At 55.3% G+C, this 22,762-nt stretch carries 18 protein-coding genes; 14 read left to right on the top strand and 4 right to left on the bottom strand.

Translation table 11 applies throughout. From position 1 onward, the window contains the following. Positions 1-79: 79 nt before the first annotated feature. The 6 genes from xseA (at position 80) to RIB44_10255 (ending at position 6,684) form a co-directional block, all read left to right on the top strand. Complete coding sequence (gene xseA / locus RIB44_10280; protein ID MEQ8616969.1) at positions 80-1,315, top strand: exodeoxyribonuclease VII large subunit; 1,236 nt, start codon at positions 80-82, stop codon at positions 1,313-1,315. A gap of 217 nt (positions 1,316-1,532) precedes the next feature. Further along, on the top strand, positions 1,533-1,892 hold the full coding sequence (xseB, locus tag RIB44_10275) for an exodeoxyribonuclease VII small subunit (protein MEQ8616968.1): 360 nt from the start codon (positions 1,533-1,535) through the stop codon (positions 1,890-1,892). Between the two features lie 90 nt (positions 1,893-1,982). Then, positions 1,983-2,879 (top strand): polyprenyl synthetase family protein, encoded by an 897-nt coding sequence (locus RIB44_10270; protein MEQ8616967.1) that lies wholly within the window; start codon positions 1,983-1,985, stop codon positions 2,877-2,879. 35 nt (positions 2,880-2,914) lie between these two features. After that, on the top strand, positions 2,915-4,840 hold the full coding sequence (gene dxs / locus RIB44_10265) for a 1-deoxy-D-xylulose-5-phosphate synthase (protein ID MEQ8616966.1): 1,926 nt from the start codon (positions 2,915-2,917) through the stop codon (positions 4,838-4,840). 59 nt (positions 4,841-4,899) lie between these two features. Continuing rightward, on the top strand, positions 4,900-5,766 hold the full coding sequence (locus RIB44_10260; protein ID MEQ8616965.1) for an NAD(+)/NADH kinase: 867 nt from the start codon (positions 4,900-4,902) through the stop codon (positions 5,764-5,766). A gap of 54 nt (positions 5,767-5,820) precedes the next feature. Further along, positions 5,821-6,684: a hypothetical protein gene (locus RIB44_10255; GenBank protein MEQ8616964.1), complete on the top strand. Its 864-nt coding sequence runs from the start codon at positions 5,821-5,823 to the stop codon at positions 6,682-6,684. Positions 6,685-6,702: 18 nt separating this feature from the next. Here RIB44_10255 and pyk read toward each other — a convergent pair whose 3' ends face one another. After that, positions 6,703-8,337, bottom strand: a complete 1,635-nt coding sequence (gene pyk / locus RIB44_10250; GenBank protein MEQ8616963.1) for a pyruvate kinase — start codon at positions 8,335-8,337, stop codon at positions 6,703-6,705. Between the two features lie 202 nt (positions 8,338-8,539). On the opposite strand from pyk, the gene RIB44_10245 reads away from it, so the two are divergent. Beyond that, the gene (locus tag RIB44_10245; GenBank protein MEQ8616962.1) at positions 8,540-9,355 is read left to right on the top strand and encodes an SDR family NAD(P)-dependent oxidoreductase; all 816 of its coding nucleotides are present in this window, start codon (positions 8,540-8,542) and stop codon (positions 9,353-9,355) included. A gap of 118 nt (positions 9,356-9,473) precedes the next feature. On the opposite strand, the gene RIB44_10240 is transcribed toward RIB44_10245, so the two are convergent. Next, positions 9,474-10,532 carry a sodium:calcium antiporter gene (locus RIB44_10240; protein ID MEQ8616961.1) on the bottom strand — a complete coding sequence of 353 codons (1,059 nt, stop codon included), beginning with the start codon at positions 10,530-10,532 and terminating at the stop codon, positions 9,474-9,476. Positions 10,533-10,688: 156 nt separating this feature from the next. Beyond that, entirely contained in the window at positions 10,689-11,912 is a 1,224-nt protein-coding gene (locus RIB44_10235; protein MEQ8616960.1) for a cell surface protein, read from the bottom strand. A gap of 387 nt (positions 11,913-12,299) precedes the next feature. Between RIB44_10235 and RIB44_10230 the strand changes: the two genes are divergently transcribed. The 5 genes from RIB44_10230 to RIB44_10210 all read left to right on the top strand — a co-directional run bounded on the left by RIB44_10230 (position 12,300) and on the right by RIB44_10210 (position 19,054). Further along, a complete protein-coding gene (locus RIB44_10230; protein ID MEQ8616959.1) occupies positions 12,300-13,325 on the top strand; it encodes a DUF6384 family protein in 1,026 nt (341 codons plus the stop codon). Beyond that, positions 13,319-14,830: a hypothetical protein gene (locus RIB44_10225; protein MEQ8616958.1), complete on the top strand. Its 1,512-nt coding sequence runs from the start codon at positions 13,319-13,321 to the stop codon at positions 14,828-14,830. The genes RIB44_10230 and RIB44_10225 overlap by 7 nt, the downstream gene beginning before the upstream one ends. A gap of 159 nt (positions 14,831-14,989) precedes the next feature. After that, entirely contained in the window at positions 14,990-16,186 is a 1,197-nt protein-coding gene (locus RIB44_10220) for a PQQ-dependent sugar dehydrogenase (GenBank protein MEQ8616957.1), read from the top strand. 196 nt (positions 16,187-16,382) lie between these two features. Continuing rightward, the gene (msrA, locus tag RIB44_10215; GenBank protein ID MEQ8616956.1) at positions 16,383-17,564 is read left to right on the top strand and encodes a peptide-methionine (S)-S-oxide reductase MsrA; all 1,182 of its coding nucleotides are present in this window, start codon (positions 16,383-16,385) and stop codon (positions 17,562-17,564) included. Positions 17,565-17,689: 125 nt separating this feature from the next. Continuing rightward, complete coding sequence (locus RIB44_10210) at positions 17,690-19,054, top strand: Nramp family divalent metal transporter (GenBank protein MEQ8616955.1); 1,365 nt, start codon at positions 17,690-17,692, stop codon at positions 19,052-19,054. 105 nt (positions 19,055-19,159) lie between these two features. Here RIB44_10210 and RIB44_10205 read toward each other — a convergent pair whose 3' ends face one another. Beyond that, entirely contained in the window at positions 19,160-20,350 is a 1,191-nt protein-coding gene (locus tag RIB44_10205) for a lactonase family protein (GenBank protein ID MEQ8616954.1), read from the bottom strand. Between the two features lie 215 nt (positions 20,351-20,565). Here RIB44_10205 and RIB44_10200 point away from each other — a divergent pair, with 215 nt between their 5' ends. Together RIB44_10200 and RIB44_10195 are read left to right on the top strand one after the other, a co-directional pair. Next, complete coding sequence (locus tag RIB44_10200; GenBank protein MEQ8616953.1) at positions 20,566-20,766, top strand: hypothetical protein; 201 nt, start codon at positions 20,566-20,568, stop codon at positions 20,764-20,766. Between the two features lie 71 nt (positions 20,767-20,837). After that, positions 20,838-22,748, top strand: coding sequence for a sodium:solute symporter family protein (locus RIB44_10195; GenBank protein ID MEQ8616952.1), 1,911 nt, complete (start codon positions 20,838-20,840; stop codon positions 22,746-22,748). Positions 22,749-22,762 lie beyond the last annotated feature (14 nt).

Here is a 22,762-nt window from a genome sequence, read left to right as displayed (position 1 = left end):
GGCGTTTCGCGTATACTGGCGGGCTTACATCTCACGACTTTTGCCCGTTCAACCGCCAACGTGACTCGGCGGTCCAGCCATGCCTACCGCAACGAGACCTGAGCCTGCTGATGCCGCTCGGTCCGTGCTGTCGGTCTCCCAAATCACGGCACAGTTAAAGGGGATGGTGGAACAAGAGTTCGGCTCTGTCTGGGTCTCGGGCGAAATCTCGAACTTTTCGCGACCCCAGTCAGGGCACTATTATCTCACTCTCAAGGACGAAGCCGCACAACTGCGAGCGGTCGTCTGGCGAGGAACCGCCTCGCGATTGAAGTTCGATCTTTACGATGGCTTAGAGGTTGTCTGCCGTGGTCGGCTGGATGTCTACCCGCCACGGGGCAGTTACCAACTGGTGATCGAGAAGATCGAACCGTTGGGCGTTGGTGCGCTCGAACTCGCTTTGCAAAAACTTCGCGAGAGATTGGAAAAGGAGGGCTTGTTTCGAACCGATCGGAAAAAGCCTTTGCCGAAATTCCCCCGTCGGATCGGTGTTGTCACGAGTCCCACGGGTGCAGCGATTCGCGACTTCCTCGAAGTTCTCCGCCGACGGTGGCGGGGCATTGAGGTGTTGATCTTCCCAACGCGCGTTCAGGGAGAAACAGCTGCCCAGGAAATCGCTGCCGCGATCAAAGATGCGAACCGCCTGAGCAAGCCGGTCGATGTCCTGGTGGTCGGTCGTGGTGGCGGCAGCATGGAAGATCTGTGGTGCTTTAATGAGGAGCCGGTCATTCGCGCCCTAGCGGCTTCACGCGTGCCGACGATCTCGGCAGTGGGTCATGAAATTGATGTCACACTCGCAGATTTAGCCGCCGATGTCCGGGCGCTTACACCCAGCGAAGCGGCCGAACTGGCGGTCCCTTCAGCGGAAGACTTTCTTGGCGGAGTCCGCGCGCTCGAACAACGACTGCACGGACTCGCGAAACGAATGGTCGAGCAACTTCGTGATCGAGTCGATTGGCTCGCTTCACGCCCTGTCTTCGAGCGGCCCGAAGAGTCCGTGAGGAACCTTTCGCGTCAAATCGACGAGATCGACAAACGGCTTCATACTTCGCTGAATCAGACGCTGCGAAACCAACAGGCGGAATTGCTTGGCCTTGCCGGTAAGCTCGAAGTACTCAGTCCGCTAGGCGTGCTTTCCAGAGGTTACAGCCTGACGCAATTGGCCAAGAATGAGGAACTGCTCACAGACAGCCGTCGAGTCAAGGTGGGGGAAGAGTTGCTTACGCGGTTAGCTAATGGTTCGGTCGTCAGTCGCGTTGAATCAGTCACGAATTAAGCCTGAAGTTTCTTTACCACGGAGGCACGGAGGACACGGAGAGTTTTTGACAGGATTTACAGGATGAACAAGATGAACAAGATGAAGTAAGCGAGGCACAATCATGGTGATGATGTCAATCTTGTCTAAAAAACCTCCGTGTCCTCCGTGCCTCTGCGGTTCGATTCTTAAGGAATAACATTGCAAGAGATGGAAACCCTACAGAAAACACAACATCATGGCAAAGAAAAAAGTCGTCAAGAAGAAAAAGGAAACGGGCGAGACGCTCAGTTTTGAAGACTCTCTGGCGGAGCTAGAAAGCATTGTTGGCAAACTCGAAAGTGGGCAACTGCCGCTCTCGGATTCGCTGGCCGCCTACGAGCAAGGCGTGAAGCGAGTCAAAGGATGTTACGCGCTATTGGAAGACGCCGAGCGTCGTATTGAGTTGGTCACTTCCGTTGATGAGCAAGGCGTTGCAAACACGCAGGCGTATGATGAGAGTGAAGAGGGCGACCTCACCAAGAAGGCTGGGCAGAGAGCCCGTCGACGAACCGCGCGAAAGTCTTCCGACGAAGATGACGCGAGTTCGTTGTTCTGAATCGGGCTACCGAAACAGCATCGCGGTGTAAGCACACGCGGCGAAATACAACTCAATAGCACTCCGAGTTTTGATTGCAAGAATTCATTGATGATGCAAACCCACCCTGCCCCGCCGACATTGGTCTCGCCTGAGGATCTACTCGCCTTCGAGTCCGCGCTTGCCGAAGCGGTTGATTACTCCGAAGGTTGCCCCGAGCGATTGGCCGACGCGATTCGTTATGTGTTGTTGGCCCCTGGCAAGCGACTACGCCCGCAGCTTGTGTTACTCGCTGCCAAAGCGTGCGGCGGCGGTCTGGAAGCCGCCCTGCCGGCAGCCATCGCCGTGGAGATGATCCACGCCTATTCGTTGGTCCACGACGACCTCCCCGCGATGGACGATGACGATCTCCGCCGCGGACGACTCACCTGCCACAAGAAGTTTGACGAGGCGACAGCGATTCTCGTCGGAGACGCCCTCCAAGCCCGCGCGTTTGAGGTGCTTTCGACACAGATTGAAGTTCCTGAAATCGCTGCTGCCGCTTGTTCAGAGTTAGCCAAAGCCGCAGGTGCGACGGCCTTGGTTGGCGGGCAAGCCGACGATTTGTCGGCAGAATTCCAGGAATTGTCGCTCGACCAATTACAATGGATTCATGCCCGTAAGACGGGCGCACTGTTTCGGGTTTCCCTGAAACTTGGTGGCCTGACCGCAAATGCCGAGACCTCGAAGTTGTCCGCTCTGGATGAATATGGGAAAAAGCTAGGATTAGCCTTTCAGATCGTCGACGACCTCTTGGACGTGGCCGGCACGACCGAGAAACTCGGCAAACAGACCGGTAAAGACGCACAACAGGGAAAATCGACCTTTCCCAAACTGCTAGGCGTAGGAGATAGTAGAGAACGAGTCAGCCAGTTAATCACCGAGGCTTGCGCTGCGGTTGATTCTTTAGGAGAAGCTGCGTCGTCGCTGAAGGAATTGGCAAACTATGTTGGGCAGCGAAATCATTAGATGAAGTAACAGCGAAAGAGTTTTCACAAGACACGATGACTACCCCAAGTTCCTCTAAGAAACCGCCTCTGCTACCAACGATCGCCAGCTCCGACGATCTGCGAGGTTTCTCTTTGCCACAGTTGGAACAGTTGGCAACAGAAATGCGTGAAGTACTGTGCAATCTCATTGCCTGTCGCAGCGCTCATTTTGCTTCCAACCTGGGGGTCGTGGAGCTTTGCCTCGCACTGCACCAGACGTTCGACTTTCGTAAAGACCGACTCATCTGGGACACGGGTCATCAGATCTATCCCCACAAGTTGATCACTGGTCGCTATGACGAATTCCAAACGATCCGCACCAAGGGGGGCCTCATGGGTTACCCCAATCCGGCGGAAAGTGAGTACGACCTGTTCATGACCGGCCACGCTGGAGCCAGCGTTTCGACAGCCTTGGGACTCGCTAGTGGTGATGATCTGCTTCGCAAAGAAGAAGGGCGTCACAGCGTTGCCGTGATTGGTGACGGTGCTTTTCCTTCGGGTGTCGTTTTCGAAGCCTTGAACAACGCTCGTCGCCAAGGTGAAAAGTTACTGGTCGTTTTGAATGACAACCGCATGTCAATCTGCCCGCGGGTGGGTGGCGTCGCAGACTATCTCGATCGTCTTCGCATGAACCCGGTGTACGATGGCTCGAAAGACGTCGTTGCCAAGATTCTCAACAAAGTGCCACTGCTGGGCGACCCGGCAGAGCGCTTTCTCGTGCAAATCAAGGAAGCTGCCAAGGCGGGGATTAGCGGCGGAATGATGTTTGAGGACCTCGGCTTCCGCTATGTTGGCCCCATCGATGGTCATAATATCGGACTCCTGCGCAAGTACCTCAAGTTGTCGCAAAAAATCGATCAGCCTGTCCTGCTGCACGTCGTCACCGAGAAAGGACACGGCTTCCAGCCGGCTGCATCTGATCCGGTGACCTTCCACGCGCCGCCACAGTTTGAACGTCGTGACGAAGAAATCGTTGCGATGAAGAAGAGTTCGAGCCGAGCTTACACGCATGTGGCTTCTGAGGCGATTCTCGCTCAGATGAAAGCCGATGAGCGAGTAACCGTCCTCACGGCAGCCATGTGCCAAGGGAACAAGCTCGATGCAGTGCGAGAACAAATCCCTGAGCGGTTCTTCGATACTGGAATCTGTGAAGCTCACGCGGTCGCTTTTGCCGCCGGCCAAGCAAAGGCGGGGGCAAGGCCCATTGTTGATATCTACAGCACGTTCTTACAGCGGGCTTACGATCACATTTTTCAGGAAGTTGCTCTGCAAAACCTCCCCGTCACGTTCATGCTCGACCGTGGTGGTTTGGCGGGGCCCGATGGACCGACTCATCACGGCGTTTTCGACTTCGGTTACCTTCGCGTCTTCCCAAACATGACGGTGATGGCCCCCGGCGATGCGATTGACTTACCAGCGATGCTCGACTTCTCACTGAAGCACGACGGGCCGTGTGCGATTCGTTACCCCAAAGCGCAGGCTGTCGAGATCACCCGCGATATCGCACCGGTTGAACATGGAAAAGCGGAAGTCCTCGACTGGGGCGAAGATGGCTGCCTGATCGCGTGCGGTGCCCTGCTCTCCCGTTGTGTCGAGGCGGCAGAGCAGCTGAAGCAAGAAGGTCTGCACGTCGGTGTGATCAACGCTCGTTTCCTGAAGCCGCTCGACACTGAAACCATTCTGAAAGCCGTCAGAGAATGTCCTTTCGTCGTGACGCTTGAGGAAGCGGCTTTGGCAGGCGGGTTCGGCAGTGCAGTGCTAGAAGCCGCTGCCGGAGCGGGCGTCGATGCGAGTCGTGTAATCCGGCTAGGGATCCCCGATGTGTTTGTTGAGCACGGCGAGCGAGATGAGTTGCTTGCAGACCTCGGGATGAGCGTTGCAGGGATTGTGAAGACTTGCCGCGAAGCTATTGGCGTCAAGTCGTCCGTTGTTGCTCAATAGCTCGCGAACGGGCTTCCCATTGCTGGGCGACGCTTCTTCGACTTGCTATGCTGTGAGACATGAGCCAGCCCTTCACCACCTCGACGGATCGCCCCCGGGCGATCCTGCTTGCTGATCGTAGCCGTCCGGAAATTCGCGAACGGGCCGATGACTTGCGGCCAACGATTGATGCACATCTCGAAGTTGTTGCTGAGATTGATGATCTTTCCGGCGAAGAATTTCCGGAAGTCGAGGCCGAGTTCGGATTGGTCTTGGGGGGCGACGGTTCGATGCTGCGGACCGCACATCTCATGGGCTATCGGCAGATGCCGGTGATTGGGGTGAATCTCGGGCACTTAGGATTTCTCGCCGGCATTCAACCCGATCACTTGGCCGAAGTGTTACCCTGCTTGGCCTGCTGCGATTACGAGGTTGTGCCCCACTTGATGGTTGAATGTGTCGTCATGCGCGGGGATGAAGAATTCTGCCGCGCGCTGGCGCTTAACGAAGTAGCCGTCCTCGCGGGTCCCCCGTTTGCAATGCTAGCAGTTCAGTTGGTGGTTGATGGTGAATTAGCCACTACCTATAGCTGTGATGGACTGATCGTGAGCACTCCCGTTGGTTCTACGGCCCATAATCTCTCCGCGGGAGGTCCCATTCTCAGTAAGGCGATGCAGGCCGTGGTGGTTTCTCCCATTAGCCCCCACACGCTCACGAATCGACCAGTGGTGGATTCGGCGGACAGAGTCTACGAACTGGCAGTGCCTGATCCGAACGAAGGGACTACACTGGTGGTCGACGGTAAGGTGATCTGCCAACTGACCGCAGAGGATCGGATCGTCGTGAAGCGATCAGCCGCTGAGTTCAAGCTCATTGAAGTCAGTGGCCGAGGCTACTATCGCACTTTGCGTGAAAAGTTGCATTGGGGCGGTAGGCTAACGGACTAATCGCAAGCAAGTGATCAACTTTTTTTGAACCTAACTGTGCAAGGATGCACCCGCATGAGCTTCTCGCGACCCAAACTATTTCTCTTAGCCACTCTAGTGATCGGTTTTCTCTCGACGGCAAGCCTTCACGCCGCCCAGAAGTACGAACTGAAATACAAGTTCGCCATGGGGGACGTGCTTCGGTATCAAGTCAAGCACGAAGCAAACGTCAGCACGACACTCGAAGAGACCACCCAGGATGTTGAGTCGGTCAGCGACTCAGTAAAAGCATGGAAGGTGACCGATGTGCTGCCCAATGGCGAAATTGAGTTCATGCACGTGGTTGAGTCGATCAAGATGACCAACCGCCAACCACAAAAGGGCGTCGCGAAGTATGACAGCACCAAGGATAAGAATCCGCCGGCAATTTTTCAGCAAGCCGCGTCTGCCGTGGGTGTACCGTTGACGTTGGTTCGGATCAAGCCCTCGGGGGAAATCGTCCAGCGTGAGGAAAAGCATCCGCAGCCGAAAGTCACTGAGGACATGCCCATCACGTTGCAACTTCCTAAGAAACCGATTGCGGTCGGTGGGAAATGGGATCGGGACTATCAGTTCACGATGGAGCGAAAGAATGGTGGCAAAATGAAAGTGCAAACGCGGCGACTCTGCAAGCTCGTGAGCGTAAAGTCTGGCGTTGCCACGATCGAAGTCACCTATCAAGTGCTGACACCCATCGAACCTTACATTGAGTCTTTACTTCTTGAACGGATGACCAAAGGGAAAGTCCGGTTCGATATTGCCCGAGGCCGAGTGATCTCACAAAATCACGAAGTTGATCGACGAGTGCTGGGCTTTGCCGGCAAGACAAGTAGCATGCACTACGTGTCGCGGCTTGAAGAGCGGCTGATCAAAGAGAGCAAGAAGGTCGCTCGTCGGTAATCGCGGGCTACGCTCCGCCTACTTCCCTTCAACTTCATGCACGATCACAATATCGTGTACGCCGCTGGCCATTTCATCACTGGCGTCGGGGCCTGCCGTAAGGTGCGAGCCGCCAACGATCACGATCGCATCGCCGGGTTTGGTGACGCTGGCCTCGCAGGCCCATTTGTCCATGTAGCGGATCAGTTCTTCGACAACGCACGCCGGGGCGCCACGCAGAGGTGTCACGCCCCAGTAGAGGCACATCTTGCGGAGCGTCGATTCATTCGTACTGACGCCAATCGTGGGGACAAAGCTACGTTGCTGAGAAAGCGCTAAGGCCGTTCTTCCTGAGTGGCTGGAAACAACCACCAGCTTCGCTCCCAAGACTTGGGCCATCGTGCCCGCACCCCGCACCACACCCTGGGTGATCTTATGGAGCCCGTCATCTCGCTTGCCGCCGGCATCGCGGAGCATTTTGCCTTCCATGCTCGCTTCGGTGGCCATGGCGATACGGTTCATCATCGAGACCGCTTCAAACGGATAATTGCCGATGGCCGTTTCGCCGGAGAGCATACACGCGTCGGCACCATCGAGGACTGCATTCGCCACGTCGGTGACTTCAGCGCGTGTAGGACGGGCCGAATCGTGCATGCTGTCGAGCATTTGCGTGGCGATGATCACCGGGCGGTGATAATCGTGGCAGCAGCGGATGATCCGCTTCTGTTCCAATGGCATCTGCGCGACGTCGATTTCTACGCCCAAATCACCTCGGGCGACCATCACGCCGTCTGACTCTTTGACGATGTCGTCGAGGCGATCGAGCGCTTCTCGTTTTTCAATCTTCGCGATCACTAACGCCTTCGATCCGGCAGAACGAAGGATGTCACGCAGGTTGCGCACTTCGTCAGGAGAACGCACAAAGCTGAGGCTCACAAAATCAACGCCCGCTTTGCCTGCCCAAATTGCGTTCTGGTGATCATCAACGCTGATCGCTGGCGCGCTGAGTTTCACACCAGGCAAGTTGATCCCTTGACGACTTCGAATTAAGCCCGGCTGCACGACCCGCATTTTGGCCCGACCGGGCGAAATTTGTTCGACTTGCATGCCGACAGTGCCATCAGCCAGCATGACGAGATCGCCCACTGAAAGTTCGTCGATGAGCGGGTCATAAGTCGTGGTCAGCTCAAACGGCCCTTGAGGATCGCTCGCTACCAAACAAAACTCTTGGTCGCGCTCGCAGAAGATACTCTCGCCTTCGATTTCGCCCAAACGGAACTTCGGCCCAGCGAGGTCCACAAGGATGCCTACCGGTTGGTTCAGTTCTTGACCAACTTCCCGAATCCGATCGACGAACACTTGCTGCTGCTCGGGCCCCGCGTGAGCCATGTTTAGCCGGAAGACGTCCGCCCCGGCACGCATGAGACCGGTGATCTGGCTCTTCTCGCAGCAGGAGGGGCCAATCGTGGCGATAATCTTCGTGCGCGCCCAAGCACAATAGTCGTTAATCAGCGGCATAGGGTCCGTGGCAGGGTTCGAGGCAGTTCGGAAATCGGAGGCAGCCTCCGTAGTAAGCTGCGCTGCCCGATCCAAGGCACTCTCTGGTGAATCGAGCGTCGACTCAAAGGTGGGAGGACTTGATGGGGATGAAACTGTTATGGCTTCGGCTGTCATTGTGGTCCTAAACTGGCGTCCTGTGAATACATCGTTTCAGAGTGGTTTGGCAAACGATCAGCCCCAAGAGGGGTGCTGACTGCCGCGATTCAAACATACTTCCCGCTCCCACTCGGCTAGCAATTCTGTGTAGAATTGCGGTTCACAGAAGGCGAATCTTTCCAATAACCGGCAAAACCGATACCAAAACAGAAGCAGCCACATGGCGGAACAATACTGGAAAGGAAAAAGATGCCTCATCAGTGGCGGCTCGGCAGGGCTCGGGCTGGCGATTGCCACGGCGTTGGCGAAGCGCGGGGCACGACTAGCATTGGCTGCTCGCAACCAGGAGCGACTTGGAATAGCCGCCGCACAGCTCCGCGAATTCGGGGCAAAGGAAGTTCTCGTTGCCCCGACGAATGTTGCCTGGGAGGAAGACGTCGATCGCTTACGCGAAAAGGTCTCTCAAGAATTTGGGGCGCTTGATCTGTTATGCAACTGCGCTGGAAGAAGCTCACGCGGCAAAGTGCTTGATACGACGACTGACGACTTTCAACAACTCTTGGACGTGAACTTTCTCGCTACCGTCCGAATGACCCGAGCGTTCGCACCGTTGCTTTTTGAAGCGAAAGGCCACGTGGTCAACATTGGCTCGCTCGCTAGCAAAGTAGCACCGCGTTATCTCGGTGCTTACCCGGCGAGTAAACATGCCTTAGCCGCATACACGCAACAGCTTCGCCTCGAGAATCAGGAAGCGGGGCTGCATGTGATGCTCGTCTGCCCCGGCCCCATCAAGGACAGCAACGTGAGCCGCTATCAGAAAGCGGCCGAGGGTTTGCCAAGCGAAGCAGCAGGTGCAGGAGGCGGGGCGAAAGTCTCAGCGGTCGATCCTGAAAAACTGGCGGAGAGGATTCTCATCGCCTGTGAAAAGCGTCGTCCTGAATTGGTGGTCCCTTGGAAGTCGAAACTATTGTTTGCGAGTTCGGGGCTTTCAGCTCGCTGGGGAGATTGGCTGCTAAGTCGGTTCACGCCAAAGTAGCCTTCTCGCTCCGCGAGAAGAAATGCGAAATCATAGGATGGTCAACTACGACAATGTTCCCCCAACCGCAACGCTTTTTCCAAAGCAGCTTTCCTATCGCGGAGCGATAGGGCTACGATTATTGCTTGATCACGAAGTTCAACACGGTGTAGACCAAATAGCTCACTAGCAATAGCCAGCCAAAGCTGCGTTTCATCCGCGTTCCCGAGACGACCACGCCGACACGAAATAAGATGAGTATCAGAAGCATCGCTGGGAATTGAATCTTGAAGAACCACGGCGGGGCTTCTAGTCCTTGCTTGGTAACTGCTGCCGAGAGACCAGCGACGAACAGCACATTCAGGATGTCCGCGCCGATAACGTTCCCCACGGCTAAGTCACCGTGACCTTTGCGGGAGGCAACCACCGCGGTAACGAGTTCTGGAAGTGAGGTCCCAAAAGCTACGAGTGTTGCCGCGACAATCGAGGCGGGTACCCCGAGGCGTTCTGCAGCGATTTTGATCGCGGGAATCAAGATATGGCTGCTCAGCACCACCAGACCGACGAAAAAAAGTAGCTTGGTAACTACTAGCGGCACGGGGGCAGTTGCCCCGTGCACTTGCTCTTCCATCTCGGCAACCTCGGCACTGATTCCACCGACAGGGGACTCTTTGGCCCACTTTACCGAGAGCCACAGATAGCCGGCAAGTAACGCGACAAACACGAACCCCATGAACTGAGGCATGTTGCCCCCCTCAGTGAATGGGTTGCTCCCATCCCAAGGAAAACTGGCTGCCACCAGTAGGACCCCCGCCCCAATTTGTAACCAGCCTTGGCGGTTGACGATTCCTGGGGGCAGAAGCGGCGGGGAGATGAGAATTGCGACGCCAAGAATCAACCCCGTATCACAGATGATCGAGCCTACTGCGTTCCCCAGTGCTAGTCCTGGATCACCCTGCAGTGCAGCAAGTACCGAGACGGCCGCCTCAGGAGCGGTGGTTCCTAGGCTGACGATGGTTGCCCCGATGACAATCTTCGGCAGGCCCGATCGCTCGGAAAGAATAACTGCTTGGCCGACAAGTTCGTCAGCTGCTTTACCCAACAATGCCAGCAAGCCAACGATTGCCAGTGTCAACCAAAGAGAGTTGAGGTCGGTAAAAAATTCAACGAGGTTGTGTTCGGAGAGGAAATCGAGCATAAAGAATCTGCATGAGTCAGAGCTGAGGGAAAAGCAATATCAGAACCTCTAGCCCCTAGCGCAAGCTAGGGGTTCAGCAAAGAGTTCGCACGGCAATCGCGCATAAGAAAACCCCTAGCTTGCGCTAGGGGCTAGGGCTTCTCCTAACTTCTTCGGCTACTCGATCTCTTCGCCTCGCGCGAAGCGTGCGAGCGTCTCCTGGTAGCGCTTCTTACCCTTCTCAACGACTTTGCGAATCTCTTTCGCGTTGGCTTCGCTTTCCTTACGGAGTTCTGCAATCATCTGGAGAGACTCGACCTGGTAATCGCTAATCGCTGTGACAAGCTTTTCTAACGACTCGGCACTGACAGTCGAACCGTAACCCGCTTTCAGAGCGGCACGCTCCAGTTCTCGACCCAATTCGGCAACATCTTCCAAACTCTTGTTGACGCCTTCTTTGAGAGCTTCCGTCGAAGCGGCCGCCTCGTGGAGCCCCTGTTGCGAGGTATAAACCGTACCTAGGATCGTAAAGACATGCTCGTTGGTGGTGAAGAACGTCACCGCCCGGCGGTACACTTGGTCCTTCACGTCGTGCGTTTGCTTCAGCTTAGTGACAAGCGTCTCGCCGACGTCGTAACCGATCGAAAGATTCTCGGAGATGTCCTTGAGCAACTGATAGGTGCGGTCTTCCTTCTGGAAGGCGTTGCGAGCCTCATCGCGAGCAAGTTCTAAACGACCCAATTCGCTTTCTTCTCCATCAAAGTCGTCGATCGCTTTTTGCGATGCGGCAAGGCCTTCCTTCGCTTTCTCAAGATGTGGTAGTTGAGCTTCGAGCAACTCGCGGGCGAGGATCTCAGCTTCTTTCAGTGCGAAGCGGAAATCGATGTAGCCATCCATGATGGTCTGTTCGCGTTCGAGCTGGTTTTTCGTCTCCTTACACACGTCTTGGTAGACGTCGACAATTTTCTCGAAACGTGCCGAGGGCGAACCTCTGCGGATGCGCATCCAGAGGTTCGCCATCTTTTCGGTAATGCCAATCTTGCCGTCGTCGAGTTGCCCGATGAGTGCCTTCGAGTCTTCGCGAATCGAATCGAACATCTGGCTGATTTCCAGGTATCGGTTCCCGACGTTGATGTTCTCGACATTCTCACGCACCAAGGCATTAAACTTGGCCATGTGCTGGATCGTATTGGCGATCGCGAGGGCGCGTGCTTCGTCGACGTGGCGGACTTCTTCGAGCAGTCGTATCAGCTCGACGGGCGCATCATCTTTATCCTTTAGGCCAAACTTTTCGAGCACCTCGACCGCCTTGTCGAGATAGCCAGACATTTTCTTCTCGTGCTTATCGGCCTCTTGCAAGACGGACTTTTCACGCTCTTGGGTGGCAGTGGCTTGGGCCATGATGAGGGCTCCTGTTGCTTGGTTGGATTAGTTTTTGGTCTCTCGCAAAGGCGCGAAGGCACAAAGAGACAAACTTACTTTTTCTGACAGGATTTACAGGATCGACAAGATTATGGTTTCGGAAGCGAAATAACTAAATCCTGTTCATCTTGTAAATCCCGTCAAAAGTTTTTCAGGATACACGGCATATGATCGCACCGCTTGGACGGCAGACTGGGGCTTTGGTAAACTTGTGTCTAGTGTGACTCAGCTTATCACGTTCGAGGTACAGGAGAAAGTCTTTTGGCTCTTCGTCGTGAGTTGACTGATCTTGCTTCGCCGGCGTTAAAGTCGCTCTAAATTGCTGCCCCTACCTTCCTTCATCTGGCCTTGCCGAGGTTTACGCAGATGGCTCGTCAACAATACCAGCAGCAAGCTCCCCCGGCTGAGCTCGACCCCGTAGAGGTCGAGCTGGCCCGCGACGTGATGCGCGAGCAGGGTGAGGATTTCACGCTGGCCGAGATGACGCGAATCATGGACGTCGCCGGGGCTCTCCGGCGCGAACAGGCGCTGGTCGAGCAGCAATTGAACCTCGATGAACTCAAGGACGAGCTTCGCCAACGGTTGCTTGCCGCCGCAGAAGTAAGTGGCGATTCGGTGACGCCCGAGCAAGTCGATGCGGCAGTCGAGCATTACTACGATCGCCTGCACACGTTCGAAGAACCGCCGCTTAGCTTTGAGACGGCCCTGGCCCATGTCTATGTGCGCCGCGGCACGATTATGAAGTGGGCGATTGCTATCGGGGTCGTTGTGGCAACGTTCTGGGGATTGCTGGTTGCTGGTTTCTTACCAGGTGAGCGACGCGAGGCGAAACTAGCGAGTCGTGCCTACGAAGCCGTCGAGAAAAACGTCGCTGCTATAGGTAAAGTTTCCGATGAGTCGAGCATCGAAGAAGAGGCGGCTGCCGCCCTAGCTACCGCAAAAGTACTGCGTGATGAGGGAAAGATCGAAGACCTCAGAGAGTTGGGCCTCAAGCAAGAGAAACTCTTAGCGGCATTGATGCGTCAGTACGAACTTACAATCCCTAGCACTCCCGGCGAGGAATCTGCCTTCCCGATGGATTATACCGACGCTAACTCCAAGACTGTCCGCTCGGGATATTACGTGATTGTTGAGGCGCGTGCTCCCGATGGAACAGCAGTCAAAGTACCCATCCGTGACCGGCAAACCGGCAAGACGAATTCGACGTCACGATGGGCGGAACAAGTCCCCGAAGACGTTTACAATCGGTTGAAAGCCGACAAGCAGGCGGATGGTTTACTCGACGAGCGTATCTTCGGCATCAAGAAACGTGGCGAGCGCAATCTACAGGTTCGCTTAAATGGTTCGAGCGATACGGCTATCGAGCGTGGGGGACAGCTCACGCAATGGTAGGGGACGTACAAGCAGGTAGCCGCGTTGGGAAATCGCTCGACCGGTGCATTGGTCGACTTCGGCGTCAAATTGATCAGCATCTCACCGGGATGAAGCAGATCGACGATCAACTGGCAGAGCTGGTAGGTCGTCGCACTGCGGCACTGGCCGATCTTGCGAAACACTACCTGCCGGACATAAGCCCTGAAACGGTTCTAGGAACCTTTGAGGGTTTTCGCTCGGAGCTTCTCGAGATCCTTGAGCGCAAGCAGAACCGCGAAAGAGAGCTTAGCCAGCAGATCACCGCTCAAGAGCAGTCGATTGAAAGCAATGAGCAATCTCTTGAGCAGGTCACCGAAGCGCTCAATGAAAAAGTCGCCGAACGTGAGCGGCTCGAGGAGCTTCTAGCGGAGCGATTGCACGCCAGTGATGAGTTTCGCGAACTCTCGAAAAGGGCACTCGAGGCGGAGATCGAACTCGAACGCAACGAAGCGCGCGTCGCGGAAGCCAAACAAGAAGCGAATGAAAAGCTGCCCGCTTACGAGACGAGCCGTTTGTTCAAGTATCTTAACGAGCGCGGCTATGGCACAGCCGAATACGAGAAAGAGGGGCTCACTCACGTCCTTGATAAATGGGTCGCGAAGATGATCGACTTCCGACGGGCTCGCCGCAGTTACAACTTCCTGCGAGTCACGCCCGAGTTGATGGCTAAAGAAGTCGAACGTCGCCGTGAACAGTTCAACGTCCTGATGGAGCAGGTTGAGGCTATTGAGGATCGCAACTCTGATGAGATTGGCCTGACCGCCGTCATGCGCGAGGGGCAAGAGCTAGGTAGCGAACGTGATGCTCTGACTGACAAGATCGCCAAAGAACAGGATGAACTGATCCGCTTGGAAGAAGAACTGCTGCAACTACGGCAGCCACAGAATCAGTATCATGAGCAGGCGTTGGCGAAGATGAAGTTCTTCCTCTCCAAGATGGATCCTACACGCTTGGAACGCCGATCGCGAATGACCCCCGAACCCGAAGACGATACGATCGTTGCCGAAGTGCTATGGCTCAATGAGCGACTCAACGAGACTGAACGGCAAGGAGACGTCGAGTCACGGAAGCGAGAGCACTGGGATGAGAAGCTCTCCGGATTGCAACGCGTCCAACAACGGTTTCGCGAGGAGGAGTTCGACAGCCGTCGTTCGCTGTTCGACCCACGGTTTGACGTTGAAGATCACGTCGGACGCTATCTTGACGGGCAAATCGGTCTTGAGGGATTATGGTCGGCAATACGCAAGAGCCAAGAGTTCGCCCCAGCCTGGCATGAACAACGGGGCGGTGGCTTTGATGACTTCATCAATAGCGAAATGTCCCATGTACTTTTCCGCGTGCTAACCGAGGTCGCCGGCCAGGCGTTACGTCACGCCGCCCAACGCGGTATGCAACGACGGGGCTCAATCCGGAACAAGCAACGAAGAAAATCAGGACGTCCCAAGCTGCCTCGACGCGGCTTTACGAAGGGGCGAGGGTTTTAACGTGGGTGGAATTATTTTCTTGGCCACGGACTAACACGGATTGCACGGATTTTCTGGAACGCTAATTCGAGCTAATGATGGTTTTTATGATTAGTGTTCATCAGCGTTGATTAGTATTCCTTCGTTTAACTAAGAGCGAATTTCATGAAGGTTTTTCACATGCATCGATTTTTCTCGTTTCTCTTGCTTTTCGTGATCATTTCCGCGACTCAAGCGAAAGAACAGCACGAACTGGCCGTTGATTTTCGCCCTGCTTTTGGGGGTCACGAGTTCACGCAGCCGATTTACTTGACAGCACCGGGTGACGGCTCGGGGCAGATTCTCGTGATGGGACAACTTGGGACGGTGGAAGTACTGGATGGTCCCGCGGATTCATCTCCGGAGATGCTTCTCGATATCCGCGACCGCGTGCTGTTTGACAAGAATGAGAATGAACAAGGATTGCTCGGCATGGCATTTCATCCGCTTTTTGCGGACAACGGCCAAATGTTCGTCTACTACTCCATTGACCACAATAAGTTTGGCGGTCCTCGCCGCAGCGTCGTCTCGCGCTTCACCTCGAAGCAAGGCAAAGTCAACCTTGAGAGCGAAGAGATCCTTATGACCATTGAGCAACCTTATTGGAATCACAACGGGGGGACGATTGTTTTTGGCCCGGATGGAATGCTCTATATTGCCATCGGAGATGGCGGGAAATACGACGATCCTCACGGCAACGGGCAAGACCCCAAGACATTCCTGGGAAGCGTCTTGCGAATCGACGTCGAAAAGAAGTCGACCCTCGACGGAGAAGAATTGGCGTACGGAATCCCAGCAGACAATCCGTTCGCTGGGAAACCAGAGCTCGGACGTGGCGAAGTTTGGGCTTACGGATTACGAAACGTCTGGCGAATGGAATTCGACCGCGAGACAGGCGAACTCTGGGCCGGGGACGTGGGACAAAACCTCTGGGAGGAGATCGACATTCTCGAATCCGGTAAGAACTACGGCTGGAATACACGCGAAGGGAATCATGCGTTCAAGAGTAAAGCCGGCATCAAGATCAGCGAACCTTTCCAAGGTGAAGAACAGGTTGACCCTGTCTGGGAATACAATCACAGCGAAGGCAAGTCGATTACCGGCGGGCACGTCTATCGCGGTACAGCGTTACCGCAGCTTACGGGGATGTATCTCTACGCGGACTACATCACAGGACGGATCTACGCCCTTGACTATGATCGAGAGGCGAAGCAGGTGCGCAAGAATCACGTCTTGCGAGAGAAGGGGCTGCCGATCACTTCGTTTGGCCAAGACGCCAAGGGGGAGTCGTACTTCATGCAGACAGACGGACTGATTTACCAGCTCGTCACGCCGTAGAATCCAACCAGACGGTCCGTTTCTCCCGAGTTCTGTTAGCCATCTCACTAGTCGACGGTCAGAATAAGGCGAAGCGGCAAACCTCAGCAGGCGGGCAGGCGTAAGAAAGCTAAACGCCCCCAGAACCTAAGTCGCCGCTGAACCGCATTTTGGTAGAATAGCGACAGAGCCCGCGAGCGATCCCTGAGGAAAACTCATGACTACGCCAACCGCCCCCGACAGGAAAAGCCTCGTCGGATTTGTTACGATCCTATCGCTTTGCCTGTTTGCAGGTTACGTCCTCGCCCAGGGGCAACTGTTCTCTGGGTCTGGGACAAAGGAAGCTCAAACGCAATCGGTCGATCATCAGATGACAAGGAAAACTGATATGCAGGCACTCGACGATCCCAAGCTTTCGAAAGCAACATTCGGAGGCGGCTGCTTTTGGTGCACCGAAGCTGTGTTCCGCGAGCTGCGGGGAGTAAAAGGTGTCGCTAGCGGATACTCTGGTGGCCAAACTGAGAATCCGACCTACCGCGAAGTTTGCTCGGGACTAACTGGTCACGCTGAAGTCATTCAGATCGCCTACGATCCGAAGGAAGTTAGCTTCGAGACCTTGTTGGAAGTCCACTGGAAAACGCATGACCCGACGACACTGAACCGCCAAGGCGCCGACACAGGTACTCAGTATCGCTCTGCCGTCTTTTTTCACGACGAAGAACAACAGAAAACCGCCGAGGAGTTGAAGAAGAAGCTCGACGCATCTGGCGCTTTCCCCAACCCAATCGTTACGGAGATCACCAAGTTCGACAAGTTCTATCCGGCCGAGGAAGAACACCAGGATTACTTCAAGCTAAACCCAGGCAACGGTTATTGCCAAATGGTGATTCGCCCCAAGATGGATAAGTTTCGCAAGGTGTTCGCTGACAAGCTCAAAGGAGCAGAATCCTCGACCGCCAAGACTGACGGAGACAATGTCGACTGGAAAAACGTCGATTGGAAGAGCCGCCTCACGGATGAGCAGTACTACGTAACGCGGAAGGAAGGCACCGAGCGTCCTTTCAAGAACGAGTACTGGGACAACAAGCGAAAAGGCGTGTACAACTGCGTCTGTTGCGGGCTGCCTCTGTTTGACTCGGAAACGAAGTATAAATCCGGCACGGGTTGGCCAAGCTTCTTTGCTCCGATCAACGACAAGAACGTTGGCACCAAGGAAGATCGAAAGCTGTTTGGTGTCCGTACCGAGGTCCATTGCAACCGCTGCGAAGCCCATCTGGGACACGTCTTTGACGACGGCCCGAGGCCAACAGGACTGCGTTACTGCATGAACTCCGCGGCTTTGAAGTTCGAGGAAGGGAAATCTGAGGAAGGTCAAGAAAAACCGTCAGAGAAAGAGTAAGATAGGGCAACACATTTGTCGTGACTCTCCTAGAATACTTTTTCCACCCTCACCCTAACCCTCTCCCGCAAGCAGGAGAGGGAACTTGGGAGAGTCGCTTACTCTAGTCTCATCTGGCGGACCTCTTGAGTTCTAGCTCTCCCTACACGCTCGACCCGCATACAGTCCGCGAACCACCGGAGAACTTCAGGCAGACTTTGCCTTATCTTGGTCCCGGCTTCCTGTTGTCCGCTTCGATTGTCGGTTCAGGAGAACTGATTGCGACCACGGCTCTGGGAGCGAAGGTCGGGTTCATCGCGCTATGGGCGATTCTGTTGAGTTGCGTCATTAAAGTGGCTCTGCAGCTTCAATTCGGACGGCACACCATTCTCACTGGCCAAACAGCGCTCGACGCATTCAACGAGTTGCGCGGCCCAAAGTGGGGACGGCTGAGCTGGTCGCTCTGGCTTTGGCTCTCCATTCAGCCGATTAAGGTCCTCCAGGTCGGCGGAATTATAGGCGGGCTGGCAATTCTTTTGAATCTCGTTTTTCCTGGAGTTTCAATTGGCGTGTGGTGTTGGCTGGCCGTGCTTTCAGTTGCGTTGCCCGTCTCGCTGAATCGCTACGCATTTATCGAACGCTTCTCGCTAGTACTGCTGGCCGGATTCACCGTGATGACACTGGCGTCGGTCGTGGCATTGCAGTGGACGAAATACTCCATTAGCGCGTCAGATGTGCTCAGTGGCCTGCAAGGAGGAATGCCTGCAGGGGCCGTGCTCGTACTGTTTGGTGCATTTGGGCTGACGGGTGTCGGCGGTGATGAAGTGATGCAGTACACCTACTGGCTGTTGGAAAAGGGATACGCGTCGTACACCGGCGAAGCCAAGCCCAGCGATCCGGCATGGCAACGACGTGCACGTGGCTGGATCCGGGTCATGTATGCCGACGCCCTGCTCTCGATGGTCGCTTACACGATCGTCACCACGGCTTTTTATTTGTTGGGGGCTGCAGTGCTCAACCGACAAGGACTAGAGCCGCAAGGGCCGGAGGTCATCTCGACGCTGGCGACGATGTATACGGATTCGCTCGGTCCTTGGGCGCGAGGTTTGTTCCTCTTTGGTGCGTTTATCGTTTTGTTCTCGACGCTCTTTTCAGCCTTGGCCGCTTGGACGCGAATTTTTGGTGATGCAACCGGCCAACTCGGGTGGACCAACTTTCACGACAACGCCTCACGAAGGAGGACCATCGCGGTATTAGCCTGGTTCTTTCCTATCACCTGGGCGCTGGTTTTTTTGAAATACGATGAACCTGTGATGATGGTTATTCTTGGCGGTGTTGCGACTTCGGCGTTAGTCCTACTGGTAGCTTTCGCGGCAATCACTTTTCGGCGGGCAGAAGAGATCGCTGAGGTTCGACCAGGGAAGCTCTACGACCTGGCTTTGTGGGTGAGTGTGGTCTCGATTTTTGCGTTTGCAGTGTTTGGGCTTAGTAAGGCGTTTGGAAAGTTGTAGCCACCGTCGCGTCACGACTGGGTGGCTGGGGACGAGTGGAGCTCGCCCCCAGTCGTTCGATAGTCTGGGGGCAGCCTCAAGCTGTCCCCAGCCACCCTAACTTCCTTACTCCTGGGGCTCAACGAAGTAAATCAGCGCTGGCGAAGGGCTCTCGACCGGTTCGCTCACTTGCTTCAGTCTGCCGCTGGCTTGGTCACGTCGGAAAGTGACGAGCGTGTGCGAATCCTGATTCCCAACGACCAGCCAATTCCCGTCGGGCGAGGGACCAAAGTTTCTCGGCGTACGCCCTGCGGTCTTGACGATTTCCACGAGTTTCGGCTTTGCGGGATCTTTAGACAAGTCGAATACGGCGATACTATCGTGGCCTCGATTGGCAACATAAACATGCCTGCCGTCCGCGCTGACGCGAACCTCTGCTGTCGTGCTTTCGCCGGTGAACTCCTCAGGCAAGGTAGACTGTCGAGAGACTTCCGTGAGCTTGCCCTCCGTCACTCGATAGACGGCCAACTCGGAAGAAAGCTCCAGCGAGCAGTAAGCGAAGGTGCCTCCTTCAGACTGATCGCCCGCACCGAATACGAAATGCCGCGGGCCACTGCCGGGAGGCGTCTTGGCGTCGAACTCCGAGGCTGCTTCAAGCCGACCCGTTTCCGAGTCAAGGCGATAAGCGACAATCCGGTCGATTCCCAGGTCGGGGACATAAACGAAACGGTTGTCAGGACTGGGAACGATCGAGTGCGGGTGCGGCCCTTCCTGCCGAGCGGCGTTGATGCTGCTGCCGCGATGTTCGACCTTGGAAGTCGGCTCTCCAAGTGTGCCGTCCGGGAAGATCGGATAAACGACGACGTTCCCCGCGACGTAGTTTGCCAGCAGCAGATACTTTCCTGACTGATCAAGATGAACGTAAGCAGGCCCTGGACCGCTTGAGCTCACACGCTGGCGAAATGTCAGTGCCCCCGTTTCGGAATCGACGTCGAAGACCGTCAGATAGCCATCTTCCTTCCCCTCATACTCCACGACTTCGCTACTGACGTAAAGCTTGGTTCCATCTTTCGATGCGCAGAGATGCGAACTGTTGGTTATCGGCGGGGACAGGCCAAGCGAGCGAATCTCATCGGACTGGCCATCAAGTTCATAAATGCCAATCGCTTTTGCCTTGCCATCGACGTGCCCTAGGCGAGTTGTATAGGTGCCGCAGTAGAATCGCATAGGCTCAGCGTAAGCACTCTGGGTTGCTACGCCAAGCTCCAAGGAGCAAAGCATGAAAGTCGAGAGTAGAGTCAGAAGACGATTGTTCATTGGTGGTCGACCATGATTGCTAGTTCGAGGCGAGCGCGGCACGAGTGACGCGGCTAAAACGGCAACTTCAGTTTACCTCGGTAGTCAGAAAAGGCATCAAAGAGATTCCTACTCTCTGGTTGCCTTCGTTCTCTCCTGTTCAAAACCAAACCCGAACGGCTAAGATAACGCCAACTTCCCTGAACACACAGAAAGCACCCGGTTGGATTATCCGCATGCACGATGCTTGGATTAGTTGGCTCTATTTTTACGGCATTGGTGGCTGTTTGCTAGTCGCGTCGCTTGTGCTCAGTTTGCGTAGCGGGGCCGTCCGTTGGTCGCTTTGGACCGATCGACGCCTGATTATCGTTCTGGTTTGCGGCACACTGTTGTCTGCTGCGGTTCATGCTGCTTGGATAAGAATTGCGATTAGCTGATACTCGCCCCAACGCTACTGGGGGCTCGCTACGCTCGTCCCCAGCCACCCACTCTCTGAGAAGAGGCATCAATGCTCCGTGATTCCTTTCTACTCGCCGCTGGCGTCACAATGTCTGCCGGGGACTGGATCGTGCTAGTGGCTTATTTCGTGGCCATCGTCGCGGTCGGGATGTGGTTCGGGAAGTTCACGAACACGACCGACGATTTCTTTTTCGCTGGGCGGCGATTTAGTTGGTGGCTGATCGCAGTAAGCTGCATCGCCACGCTCGTCGGCTCCTACAGCTTCGTCCAGTATGCGGAAACAGGCTACCGCTTCGGCACGTGTGCGGTGTTGCCCTACACCAACGAGTGGTTTGTGCTTCCCTTGTTTCTCCTGGGTTGGCTGCCAATCGTCTACTACAACCGGATCGCTTCGATCCCCGAGTATTTCGAGCGTCGCTTTGATCGACGAACGCGGCTACTCGTGATGATCTTGATGCTGCTCTACCTGGAGGGTTACGTTGCGATTAACCTCTATACGATTGGCCAATTCTTCTACGGACTGTTTGGCTGGAACGTGGTGATGACCGCAGCGTTGATGGCAGTCGTCTCGGGGCTGTATCTTCACGCTGGCGGGCAGACCTCCGTCCTAATGACCGACCTCCTGCAAGGTTTTCTCTTGCTGGCTGTAGGACTAGGGATTTTCGCGCTCGGTCTGTGGGAATTAGGAGGCTGGACACCTTTCTGGGAGAATCTCCCCGAGTCACACCGATTGCCGTTCGCCAACTTCAATGATTCGGCTGACTTGAATTTCGTGGGCGATTTTTGGAACGACGCGATCGTCGGTACGTTCGCGTTTTACTTCATCAACCAGGGAATCCTCATGCGTTTCCTGTCCGCACGCTCAGTCCGTGATGGCCGCAAGGCGATGCTCGTGGTAGTCATCGTCATGATGCCATTGGCTGCTGTAGCGGTAAGCAACGCGGGCTGGATCGGTCGCTCGCTGGTCGAATCAGGACAGATGACCGCAGAGAACGAAGGCTTCGAAGACGTTCCGGAAGAGAACGGCGAAGTGACCACCGCGGAGAAGCAACTCTCAGAGAACATTTTCGTCCGTGTAACGCGGCGCGTTTGCCGGGTGCCCGGGCTGTTCGGCTTGGTCGTCGCCACAGTCGTGGCGGCGTTGATGAGTACGCTCGACACATTGATCACGGCCGTTTCAGCCGTTGCGGTCAATGATGTGTGGCGGACGCTGCGTCCAAATCGTCCCGATGATGAGTATTTGAAAGTGGCAAAATACGTTGCGATTGGTTCTGCCGCTTTAGGTGTAGCTTTGTTGCCTTTGTTCACACGGTTCGACTCGATCTACCAGGCGTTGTCGGCTTTCACGAGCACCGTGGCCCCGCCGTTGGTTGTGGCGATCGTCCTCGGATGTTTGTGGCCACGGATGACCAGTCGTGCTGCTTTTTGGTCAGTGATTATCGGTTTCGTCGCACTCGTCCTTTCTCACTTCTTTCCGATGCTGGTTCGGCCCTTTTCCCACGGGGTCCCCGGCGACAACGGCTACAGCTACATTCGTGCACTGTTTGGCTTAGTCGCCACACTCGTACCGGCAATTGCCATCACGCTTTCCTCCGCTCGCGAGACCACGCCCCGTATTGGACTGGTCATGCAATCGCTAGGAGAGGCGATTCGCCGATTCAAGAACGGTGAGCCGAACTACGAAAAGATTGGTCGCTCGCAAGTTCTACCTATGGAAATCGTTCCCGGAACCGAACCCACCTTGCAACTTCCCGCGGAGACCATGCGAGAGTTGTCCATTCAGCCGGGAGACCATGTTCACGTGAGCGACGACCGTTGGTGGCTGGGAGGATTTCGCTCGGTAGCGCTGGTTTGCAGCGAATCGTCGCTTGACGAAACAGTTGCAAGACTGAGCCAAACCGCAGTAAAGCGAGGAAACTTGATGGTCGAACGCCAAGTCCGCGTTGAGAAAATCCTTTGATCGGCTTTCAGCAC

This window comes from Lacipirellulaceae bacterium, assembly GCA_040218535.1.
In the GTDB taxonomy this organism is placed as follows: domain Bacteria; phylum Planctomycetota; class Planctomycetia; order Pirellulales; family Lacipirellulaceae; genus Adhaeretor.
Note: the sequence above shows the minus strand (reverse complement) of the source record. Positions and strands in the feature narration are given on the sequence as shown.

What these genes read in the sequence shown, in the direction of transcription:
- xseA (MEQ8616969.1), top strand. Translation starts at nt 80, where the DNA reads ATGCCTACCGCAACGAGACCTGAGCCTGCTGATGCCGCTCGGTCCGTG.
- xseB (MEQ8616968.1), top strand. Translation starts at nt 1,533, where the DNA reads ATGGCAAAGAAAAAAGTCGTCAAGAAGAAAAAGGAAACGGGCGAGACG.
- RIB44_10270 (MEQ8616967.1), top strand. Translation starts at nt 1,983, where the DNA reads ATGATGCAAACCCACCCTGCCCCGCCGACATTGGTCTCGCCTGAGGAT.
- dxs (MEQ8616966.1), top strand. Translation starts at nt 2,915, where the DNA reads ATGACTACCCCAAGTTCCTCTAAGAAACCGCCTCTGCTACCAACGATC.
- RIB44_10260 (MEQ8616965.1), top strand. Translation starts at nt 4,900, where the DNA reads ATGAGCCAGCCCTTCACCACCTCGACGGATCGCCCCCGGGCGATCCTG.
- RIB44_10255 (MEQ8616964.1), top strand. Translation starts at nt 5,821, where the DNA reads ATGAGCTTCTCGCGACCCAAACTATTTCTCTTAGCCACTCTAGTGATC.
- pyk (MEQ8616963.1), bottom strand. Translation starts at nt 8,337, where the DNA reads ATGACAGCCGAAGCCATAACAGTTTCATCCCCATCAAGTCCTCCCACC.
- RIB44_10245 (MEQ8616962.1), top strand. Translation starts at nt 8,540, where the DNA reads ATGGCGGAACAATACTGGAAAGGAAAAAGATGCCTCATCAGTGGCGGC.
- RIB44_10240 (MEQ8616961.1), bottom strand. Translation starts at nt 10,532, where the DNA reads ATGCTCGATTTCCTCTCCGAACACAACCTCGTTGAATTTTTTACCGAC.
- RIB44_10235 (MEQ8616960.1), bottom strand. Translation starts at nt 11,912, where the DNA reads ATGGCCCAAGCCACTGCCACCCAAGAGCGTGAAAAGTCCGTCTTGCAA.
- RIB44_10230 (MEQ8616959.1), top strand. Translation starts at nt 12,300, where the DNA reads ATGGCTCGTCAACAATACCAGCAGCAAGCTCCCCCGGCTGAGCTCGAC.
- RIB44_10225 (MEQ8616958.1), top strand. Translation starts at nt 13,319, where the DNA reads ATGGTAGGGGACGTACAAGCAGGTAGCCGCGTTGGGAAATCGCTCGAC.
- RIB44_10220 (MEQ8616957.1), top strand. Translation starts at nt 14,990, where the DNA reads ATGCATCGATTTTTCTCGTTTCTCTTGCTTTTCGTGATCATTTCCGCG.
- msrA (MEQ8616956.1), top strand. Translation starts at nt 16,383, where the DNA reads ATGACTACGCCAACCGCCCCCGACAGGAAAAGCCTCGTCGGATTTGTT.
- RIB44_10205 (MEQ8616954.1), bottom strand. Translation starts at nt 20,350, where the DNA reads ATGAACAATCGTCTTCTGACTCTACTCTCGACTTTCATGCTTTGCTCC.
- RIB44_10200 (MEQ8616953.1), top strand. Translation starts at nt 20,566, where the DNA reads ATGCACGATGCTTGGATTAGTTGGCTCTATTTTTACGGCATTGGTGGC.
- RIB44_10195 (MEQ8616952.1), top strand. Translation starts at nt 20,838, where the DNA reads ATGCTCCGTGATTCCTTTCTACTCGCCGCTGGCGTCACAATGTCTGCC.